At 68.6% G+C, this 9,360-nt stretch carries 5 protein-coding genes; all 5 read right to left on the reverse strand.

Annotation, left to right across the window (positions count from 1 at the left end; genetic code table 11):
• A partial coding sequence (locus AC1RTA_RS15880) for a PAS domain-containing protein (RefSeq protein ID WP_492785287.1) occupies nucleotides 1-3,452 on the reverse strand: 3,452 nt, incomplete at its 3' end.
• 14 nt (nucleotides 3,453-3,466) lie between these two features.
• A complete protein-coding gene (locus AC1RTA_RS15885) occupies nucleotides 3,467-3,901 on the reverse strand; it encodes a response regulator (protein WP_014237807.1) in 435 nt (144 codons plus the stop codon).
• Nucleotides 3,902-3,914: 13 nt separating this feature from the next.
• Complete coding sequence (locus AC1RTA_RS15890; RefSeq protein WP_492785288.1) at nucleotides 3,915-7,004, reverse strand: CHASE domain-containing protein; 3,090 nt, start codon at nucleotides 7,002-7,004, stop codon at nucleotides 3,915-3,917.
• A 183-nt stretch (nucleotides 7,005-7,187) separates the two neighbouring features.
• Complete coding sequence (locus AC1RTA_RS15895) at nucleotides 7,188-7,709, reverse strand: gamma carbonic anhydrase family protein (RefSeq protein WP_492785289.1); 522 nt, start codon at nucleotides 7,707-7,709, stop codon at nucleotides 7,188-7,190.
• A 145-nt stretch (nucleotides 7,710-7,854) separates the two neighbouring features.
• The coding region (locus AC1RTA_RS15900) for an aminoacyl-histidine dipeptidase (protein WP_492785290.1) at nucleotides 7,855-9,360 on the reverse strand (1,506 nt) is incomplete at its 5' end.

The following is a 9,360-nucleotide window of genomic DNA, read 5'->3' on the forward strand; positions in this document are numbered from 1 at the left end:
GCCTGCCACAGGGGCGAGGGGCGGGCGTCGCTGCGCACCACCCGCAGGATGGCCTCCACCAGGGCGTCGAGCTGGTAGGGCTTGCCCACGTGGTCCACCATGCCGGCGTTGAGGCAGTTCTGCCGGTCTTCCAGGGTGACGTTGGCGGTGACGCCGATGATGGGCAGCTCCGGGTACTGGCGGCTCACTTCCCGGGCCGCGGTGTAGCCGTCCATGACCGGCATCTGGACGTCGGTGAGGAACAGCTGGAAATCCTGGGGGCCGCGTCGTTGCAGGGTTTCCACCGCCTCCAGGCCGTTCTCGACGCAGACGATGCTGGCTCCTTCCGATTCCAGCAGTTCCCGCAGCACCAGCCGGTTGGCCTGGTTGTCCTCGGCGATGAGGATGGCGATGCCGCCCAGGCGGCGCTGGGGGTCCGCCGCCGTGGTGCCGGCGGCGCACTGTCCCAGGGCCAGGGATTCCACATGGCAGGCGCGCAGGGGCCGCTCCAGGTATTGCAGCTCCGGCGCCAGGGGGCTGGGAGGGGGTAGGCAGCCGGGCTGGTGCAGCACGGCCACCCGTTCGCCCCGTTGCAGCAGGCGGCCGAGGAGGGCGGGCTCCACCTTGACGTCGGCGACGACCAGGGCCAGGCCGCTGGGGGTGGTGGCCGCGTCGCCGCCGATGATGGCGGTGGAAATGCCGTAGGCCGCCAGGGTGGCGGCCAGCTGGCGCCGGTCCTCCTGCTCGAAGCCGAGCAGGCCGACCTGCAGGGGCGGGGAGGGCTGGGCCTCGACCACGTTGTGCATGGGGATGCGGATGGAGAAGCAGGTACCCTGGCCCGGGGTGGATTCCACCTCGATGCTGCCGCCCATCATCTCCACCAGGCGCTTGGTGATGGTGAGCCCCAGGCCGGTGCCGCCGAAGCGCCGGGAGGCGCCGCCGTGGCCCTGCTCGAAGGCGTGGAAGAGGCGCCCCAGCTGCTCCCGGTTCATGCCGATGCCGGTGTCGCGGATGCTGTAGATGAGGTCCTGGCCGTCCCGCTCCTCGCGCAGGGTGATGCTGCCCTGGTCGGTGAACTTGAGCGCGTTGCCCAGCAGGTTGAGCAGCACCTGGGCCAGGCGCAGGGAGTCGCCGTCGAAGGCGGCGGGCAGGTTGTCGCTTTCCTCCACCCGCAGTTCCAGGCCCTTCTGGAAAACCGAGGCGGCCATCAGCTTGACCACGTGGTCCACCACCTCGCAGGGATTGGTGGGCTGCATCTCCAGCTTCATCTTGCCGGCTTCGATCTTGGAGAAATCCAGGATGTCGTTGATGATGCCCAGGAGGTGCTGGCCGGCGTCATGAATGCGCTGAAAGCCAATCCTGGCGCGGGATTCCGGCGTCTCCCGCTGGCCCAGCTGGGCGAAGCCGAGGATGGCATTGAGCGGGGTGCGGATCTCGTGGCTCATGTTGGCGAGGAACTCGCTCTTGATGCGGGCCAGCTGCTCCGCCGCCTCCCGCGCCGCTTCCCGGGTGGCGTCGGCCTGGCGTCGCTCGGTGATGTCCTGCAGGGTGCCCACCACCTGCAGGCGGCCCTGGCGGCGCTGCACGTCGAAGGTATCCGCCACCCAGCGGCAGGTGCCCTGCTGCAGCACCCGGTATTCGAAGAGATGGCGCCCTTCGGTGTGGAGGGCCTGGCCCATGGCCTGGGCCATGGCTTCCCGGTCCTCCGGGTGGATGGCCTGGAGGAATTCGGCGAAGCTGCCCTGGTGCAGGTCGAACAGGGTGTTGCCGCTGAGGGCCGGCAGGTGGCATTCCAGCTCCGGGTCGTATTCCCAGGCCCCCAGGCCGGCGGCGGCGATGGCCAGGCGCAGGCGGGCCTCGCTGGCCCGCAGTTCGGCGGAGCGGGATTCCACCAGCTGTTCCAGCTTGTCCCGGTGCTGCTCCAGTTCCACCTGGGTCTGGCGCAGGGCCTGCTCGGCCTGCTTCAGCTCGCTGACGTCGGTGAGGCTGGCGACGATGCCGTCGATCTGGCCGTTCTGCATCAGGGGCTGGTAGCGCAGGCTGATGTGATAGGTGCCCCGGCCGGGCCGGTCCACCGACAGCTGGAAACGCACCGACTGGCCTTGCAGCGCCGCCTGCAGGTGGGGCAGGGCCTTCTCGAAGCGGTCCGCCGGCAGCAGCTCCTGCAGGGCCAGGCCGCGGATGCTCTCCGGCGTGTGGCCGAGGAATTCGGCGAATTCCCGGTTGCACAGGCACACCCGCAGGTCCCGGTCGTAGATGGCTAGGCCGTCGCCGGCGTTGAGCACCAGCTGCTCGTAGCGTTGCTGGTTGAGTTCGGCCAGCTTCTTGTCGTGGATGTCGATGTTCATCCCCACCCAGGCGCCGATGCGGCCGTTGGCCAGACGCAGGGGCACGGCGCGGCAGTGGGTCCAGCGCCACTGGCCGGAATGGTGGCGCAGGCGGTGGTCCATCTCCAGGATGGAGTTCTGGCTCAGGGCCTGGCGCCAGCGCCGGGCCAGTTCCTCCTTGTCTTCCGGGTGGATGGAGGCCAGGCGCAGATCGCCGTCGGCCATGCTGCTGCCGGTGTAGGCCTGCCAGGAGGGGGAGTCCTCGAAGATTTCGCCCCGGGCGTTGCAGCTCCACACGATCTGGGCCGAGGCTTCCACCAGGGCCTTGTAGCGGGCTTCCGTCTGCAGGGACTGGTGCTGGGCCTGACTGATGGCGGTGACATCGGTGTTGGTGCCGATGATGCGGCGTACCTGGCCGTCGTTGCGGATGGCCATGGCGCGGCAGAGCACGTCATGCCAGGTGCCGTCCTTGCTGCGCATGCGCAGGACCTGCTCGATACGCTCCCGGCCGGTGGCGCCGGTGGCGTCGCTGAGGATGGCCATGGCCCGGGTCAGGTCGTCCGGGTGGATGAACTGGCGCCAGGTCTCCAGGCTGCAGGGATATTCGTTTTCGCCGTAGCCGAGCATGGTGAACCAGCGGGGCGAGAGGTAGAGGGCGTTGCTGCTCAGGTCCCAGTCCCAGAGGCCGTCGTTGGTGGCGGTGAGGGCCAGGTCGAGCCGTTCCCAGACGATCTCCAGCTCCCGCTCGATGCGCTGGCGCCGCTGCTTTTCCTCGCTTTCCTCGATGCTGCGGCAGATGGCGGGCATGAGCCGGGCCAGCCGGTCCTTGAGGACGAAGTCGGAGGCGCCCAGTCTGAGCAGGTCCACCGCGTCCTCGTCCATGAGGGAGCCGGAGACGACGATCACCGGCACCTCCGGCTGGCGCCGGCGGATCAGGTGGAAGGCGTCTTCGAAGGAGAGGCCGGGAATGGAGTAGTCGCACAGCACCACATCCCAGTGGCGGGCCTCCAGGGCCTCGTTGAGCTCGTCCACGTTGCCGACGTGCCGGGTTTCCACCGGGATATCCACGTGGCTGAGGCTGCGGGCCAGGAGCAGGTAATCGCTGGCCATGTCCTCGATGACCAGGATGTGCAGCGGCGAGAGCATGGGGCAGCCTCCTCTCAGTTCTTCGGCGGTATGTTGGTGGCCAGCCAGTACACCCCCATGCGGGCCACGGTTTCGGCGAATTCGCCGAAATCCAGGGGTTTGCGCACGAAGCTGTTGGCGCCGTCCTCGTAGGAGGCGAGGCGGTCCTGCTCTTCATCGGAGGAGGTCAGCATCACCACCGGCAGCAGGTGGGTGCGGGAATCGGCGCGCAGGCGCTTGAGCACGTCCAGGCCGCTGATGCGGGGCAGGTTGATGTCCAGCAGCACCACGGTGGGCAGGGGCTGGCCGGCCCGTCCGGAAAACTCGCCTTCGGCGAAGAGGTAGTCCAGGGCCTGCTGGCCGTCCCGGGCCACGTCCACCTGGTTGGCCAGGTTCACCTTGCGCAGGGCCCGCAGGATCAGCTTTTCGTCCTGGTCGTTGTCTTCCACCAGCAGAATGTTCTTGTCCATGGTTCGGGTCCTTTCAAGTGGGCAGGGTGATGCGGAAGACGGCGCCCTGGTTCACCGCCGAGGAGGCCGTGATGTCGCCGCCGTGGCGGTGGATGATGCGTTGCACCGTGGCCAGGCCGATGCCGGTGCCGGCAAATTCGCTCTGCCGGTGCAGGCGCTGGAAGGGCTTGAACAGCTTGTTGGCGTAGTTCATGTCGAAGCCGGCGCCGTTGTCGGCGACGCACCAGGCGACGGTGTCGGCGGTGATGCTGTCGGCGTAGACGCGGATGTGGGGCGCCTTCTGGTGGGCCGAATACTTCCAGGCGTTTTCCATGAGGTTGCGCATCACCACTTCCAGCATGGCGGGATCGCCCTGGACCTGGATGCCGGGTTCCACCTCCAGGGTGAAATGGGCGCCCCGCTGGTGGCTGCGGATTTCCCGGGCCATGGCCTCGGCCAGGGCGGAGATGTCCACCGGTTCCCGGCGCAGTTCGCCCCGGGTGCAGCGGGAGAGGGTGAGCAGGCCGTCGATCAGTTCTCCCAGGTGGCGGCCGCCGCGGATGATCTCGTCGAGGAATTCCCTGGCCTCGCCTTCCAGCTTGTCGCCGTAGTCCTCCAGCAGGGCCTGGCTGAAGCCGGTGATGGCCCGCAGGGGCGCCCGCAGGTCGTGGGAGACGGCGTAGGCGAAGCCTTCCAGCTCGTGGTTGGCCGCCGCCAGTTCGGCGGTGCGCTCCTTCACCCGCCGTTCCAGACTGTCGTTGAACTGGCGGATCTGCTCTTCCGCCGCCACTTCCCGGGTTATGTCCCGGGCCACGCCGGCGGCGCGCTCGGCCTTGCCCTCCGGGGTGCGTTCGAATTCCGCCGTGAGATGGACCCAGCGCAGCTCGCCCCGGTGCCGGATGCGGCACTTGATGTCGAAGGGGGCCGTGCCGGCCTCGGCCTCGCGCCAGGCCTGCTGCAGGTTCGCCACGTCTTCGGCGTGGGCCAGCTGCAGCAGCTGGGCGCAGTTGTACTCGCCCGGCGGCCAGTCCACGATGGGGGTGAAGTCGGGGATGAACCAGCGGCCCTGCTTGAGGTCTGCCGCCCAACTGGCAAAGTGGCCGAGGCGCTGGCCCTGGGAAATGATGCGGCGGGCTTCGCTGAGGGCCGCCATCATTTCCCGCTCCACCTGCACGTCCGTGTTGCTGCCGATCCAGCGGATCAGCTTGCCCTCCCGGTCCTTGAGGGCCGAGGCCCGGGTGTCGAACCAGCGGTACTGGCCGTCGTGGCGGCGGATGCGCAGGTCGATGCGCAGGTTCTCGCCCCGGGCGATGCAGCTTTCCCAGGCGGCGTTGAGGCGGCCCTGGTCCTCCGGGTGGATCTGGGCCATCCAGGCCCGGCCCAGCTGCTCGCTTGCCGGCCGGCCGGTGTATTCCTCCCACTGGCGGCTGAGAAAGTCACAACGGGTGTCCGGCGTCGCCGTCCAGATCAGCTGCTGCAGGGAATTGCACAGCTGGCGCAGCTGGTTCTCGCTTTCCTGCAGGGCCTGCTGGTCCTTGAGGGCGTCGATCAGCTGGGAGCAGCTGTCCACCACCGGCTGCAGGTAGTCGGCCAGGGCCTGGTCGTAGCCGCCGGGCCGGTTGGCCAGGCCGACGCTGCCGACGATGCGGCCGTCGCGGAAGATGGGCAGGCCGAGGAAGGCCTGCATGGGCGGATGTCCGGCCGGGATGCGGTCGTTGTGCCGGGGATGGTGTGCCGGATCGTTGGCGATGACTGCCGCGCCGCTGTCGATGGCGGCGGCGTAGAGACCGTTGAGGCCGACGAACTGCATGCGCCCCGCCGCCGCCCCGGCGTATTGCTGGCGGCTGGCCTCGTCCCAGGCAATGTCGGAGAGGGCGAGGAAGCGCTGCACCGGCTCGCCGTCGGGGCGGTAGCTCAGTTCGGTGATGTAGCCGAACTGGCTGTTGGAGAGATCGAGGATTTCCGTCAGCACCAGGGCGAAGATGGTGTGTCCGTCGTGGCCCCGGATGTAGGCGTCGCGCAGGCGGGCGATGCTGGCCAGGCGCCGGTGCTCCTGGGCCAGGGCGGCCTGGTTGCCCTGCTGTTGCCGCACTTCCCGGGCCAGGCTGCGCAGCAGTTGCAGCAGCAGCAGGCTGATGGTGCCGCCGGTGGCCAGGATGATGAGGGGGGAATGCTGCGCCAGTTCCGCCTCGAAGGCCGGGGTACTCTGGAAGCGCAGGGTCCATTCGCGCATGGGCAGGGCCAGGGTCACCTGGGTGCGGCGGATGCCGCTGCTGTCGGTGATGCCGCTACGGGTGGCGTAGAGGCGGTTGGCTTCGCTGAAGGGGGCGCCATCGTAAATCTCGAAGTCCAGTTCCCGGCCCCAGTGGCCCAGGATGTCGGTCATCAGGTCGCCCATGCGGAAAGGGCTGTAGACGAAGCCGAGCAGGGCCTGGCGGCGCTGGGCGGTGGTTTCCAGGGGCTGGCCGGGGCGATAGACCGGCATGTAGAGCACGGTGCCGGCCTGGATGTCGTGGCCGTCCTCCTGCACCAGGGTGACCCGGCTGGTGAGGGCGGCACTGTTGCGGTCCCGGGCCAGTTCCATGGCGGCGCGGCGGGTCGGGTCCGAATACATGTCGTAGCCGAAGGCCCGCTGGTTGCGCTCGGAGAAGGGCTCGATCAGGTGGATGCTGCTGTAGACGGGACGGTCGCCCCGGGGGCTGATGGCAAAGTCGGGAAAGCCTTCCTGGCGCACCTGTTTTTCGTAGGCCGCCCGCTCTTCCGCCTTGAGCATGACGGTATAGCCCAGGGCCAGGATGCCCGGGTAGTGTTCCTTCAGGTTGAGGGCCTGGAAGAAGTCCCGCCATTCCTGCCGGGTGACGTCATCCGAGGACAGGATCAGGCCGACGGCGCCGCGCAGAATCTGCTCGTGCTCCTGCATGCGCAGGGTGATGCGCTGGCTGGCCTCGGCCACGTAGCGCTGGAAGCGCTCCTCAGTGATGCGGTCGTTGGTGGCGACGGACGTGCGCCAGAACCACAGGCTCAGGGCCAGGGCAATGGTCAGGACCGCCCAGGGGCTGGCCGGGTGCAACAGCAGGGCTTGCCCCCGGGAGAGCCGGGGCGGCGGCTGGGGATGTGCCGTCATGGTCTTGTCTCCAGGCTGTGGCAGCCTTGGTTCTGGTTATTTTCCAGGCCATTATGGGGAAAAGACTATGGTGGCGACATACGAAAAAAGTAGTAGGAATAAAGACTTAAGTAGTTCTACGGACATAAAAAAGGCCGGGGTCGCTCCCGGCCTTCTGCCGCTGCCTGGCGCAGCCCGCCAGGCCTAGAGCTCCACCAGCCGGCTGGCGTAGCGGCGGGCGTTGTCCACGTAATGGTCGGCGCTCTTTTGCAGCCGGGCCTTTTCCTCCTCGCTCAGGTCCCGCACCACCTTGCCGGGGGAGCCGACGATCAGCACCCCGTCGGGGAAGACCTTGCCTTCCGGGATCAGGGTATTGGCACCGACGATGCTGTGCTTGCCGATCACCGCCCGGTTGAGGATGACGCTGCCGATGCCGATCAGGGAATTGTCGCCCACGGTGCAGCCGTGCAGCATGACCATGTGGCCCACGGTGACGTTGGCGCCGATGTGCATGGGCACGCCTTCGTCCGTGTGCAGCACGGAGCCGTCCTGGATGTTGCTGTTGGCGCCGATGTGGATGGGGTCGTTGTCGCCCCGCAGCACGGCGTTCCACCAGATGGAGACGTTGTCGCCCAGGCGGGCGTCGCCGATCACCGTGGCGTTGGGGGCGACCCAGGCGCTCGCGGCGATCTGGGGCGTCTTCTGGTCGATCTTGTAGATGGGCATGGGGGGCTCCTGGGGTTTGTTTTTTTAGCCACAGAGGACACAGAGATCACAGAGAGGGGCAGTCGTAGCTGCCCGCCTTCCGGCTGAGACGGTTTGGCTTTTGCCTGCCTCTGTGTTCTCTGTGCCCTCTGTGGCAAAGGGTTTGTCAGGCCCGGGGCAGGGCGGCCAGCAGGGCCACCAGGAACTGCCAGCTCCTGGCCACCGTTTCCACCTCGACCCGCTCACCGGGAGCGTGGGCGCCGTGGATGGTGGGGCCGAAGGAGAGCATGTCCAGGCCCGGGTACTTGGCGCCGATGATGCCGCACTCCAGGCCGGCGTGGATCACCTCCACCTGGGCGCTGCCGCCGAACTGTGCGGCATAGACCTGCTGGGCCAGGGCCAGCAGGGGCGAATCCGGGTTGGGCTTCCAGCCCGAGTAGCCGTCGGTGAGCTGGCAGTCGGCGCCGATCAGGCCGAAGAGGTCGGCGATGCGCCGGGCGTGGGCCTGGGCGGCGGAATCCACCAGGGAGCGCACCATGAAGTTGGCCCGGGCCTGGCCGTTGGCGACGCTGAGCACCCCCAGGTTGTTGGAGGTCTCGACGATGCCGGGCACGCTCATGCTCATGCGGGCGACGCCGTGGGGCGCCGCGTTGAGGGCGGCCAGCAGCTGGCGCTGGGCGGCGGGGGCCATGGCCGGGCCGGCCAGGGAGGGCAGCTCGGAGAGGCGCACGGATAGGCCGTCTTCAACCCCCTTCAGCTCCCGGGCAAGGGCCTGGGCGCCCGCAGCCAGGGCCGCCTCGATCTCGGCCAGGCAGGCCGGGTCCAGGATCACGGTGGCGAAGGCCTCCCGCGGCAGGGCGTTGCGGGCGGTGCCCCCTTCCAGCTGCAGCAGGCGCCAGGCCTCGGCGCCGAGTTGCTGGCCCAGTTCCCCCAGCAGGCGCACCAGCAGCTTGATGGCATTGCCTCGCTCCTTGTGGATGTCGATGCCCGAGTGGCCGCCGCTGAGGCCGGTGAGGGAGATCTTGGCCACCGTCCAGCCCGCCGGCGCCGGCTCGCTGCTGTAGGGATAGGTCACATTGACGTCCATGCCGCCGGCGCAGCCCAGGTACAGGTGGCCCCATTCCTCGGTGTCGATGTTGATCAGGTAGCGGCCCCGCAGCAGGCCCGGGGCCAGGCCCAGGGCGCCGCCCATGCCCGCTTCCTCATCCACCGTGAGCAGCACTTCCAGGGGCGGATGGGAGAGGCTGTCGGCTTCCAGGGCGGCCAGGGCCAGGGCCACGCCGATGCCGTTGTCGGCGCCCAGGGTGGTGTTCTCCGCCAGCAGCCAGCCGTCCTTGAGTACGGGGCGGATGGGGTCCTGCTGGAAATCGTGGCCGGTGCCGCTGTTCTGCTGGCAGACCATGTCCAGGTGGCCCTGCAGGATGACGCCGGGCTCCTGTTCCCGGCCCGGGCTGCCGGGCTTGCGGATCACCAGGTTGCCGACGCCGTCCTGCTCGCTGGCCAGGCCCCGGCCCTCAGCCCAGGCCGCCAGGTGGTCGCGCAGGGCGGCTTCGTGCTTGGACTGGCGCGGAATGGCGCAGAGGGCTGCGAAATGGCGCCACACGGCGACGGGCTGCAGGTCGGCGAAGGGGAAGTCGGGCGTGGGCTGGTAGGCGGCGACGCGGGGGGAGAG

The organism is Azospira sp. MPR-E4 (assembly GCF_058809645.1).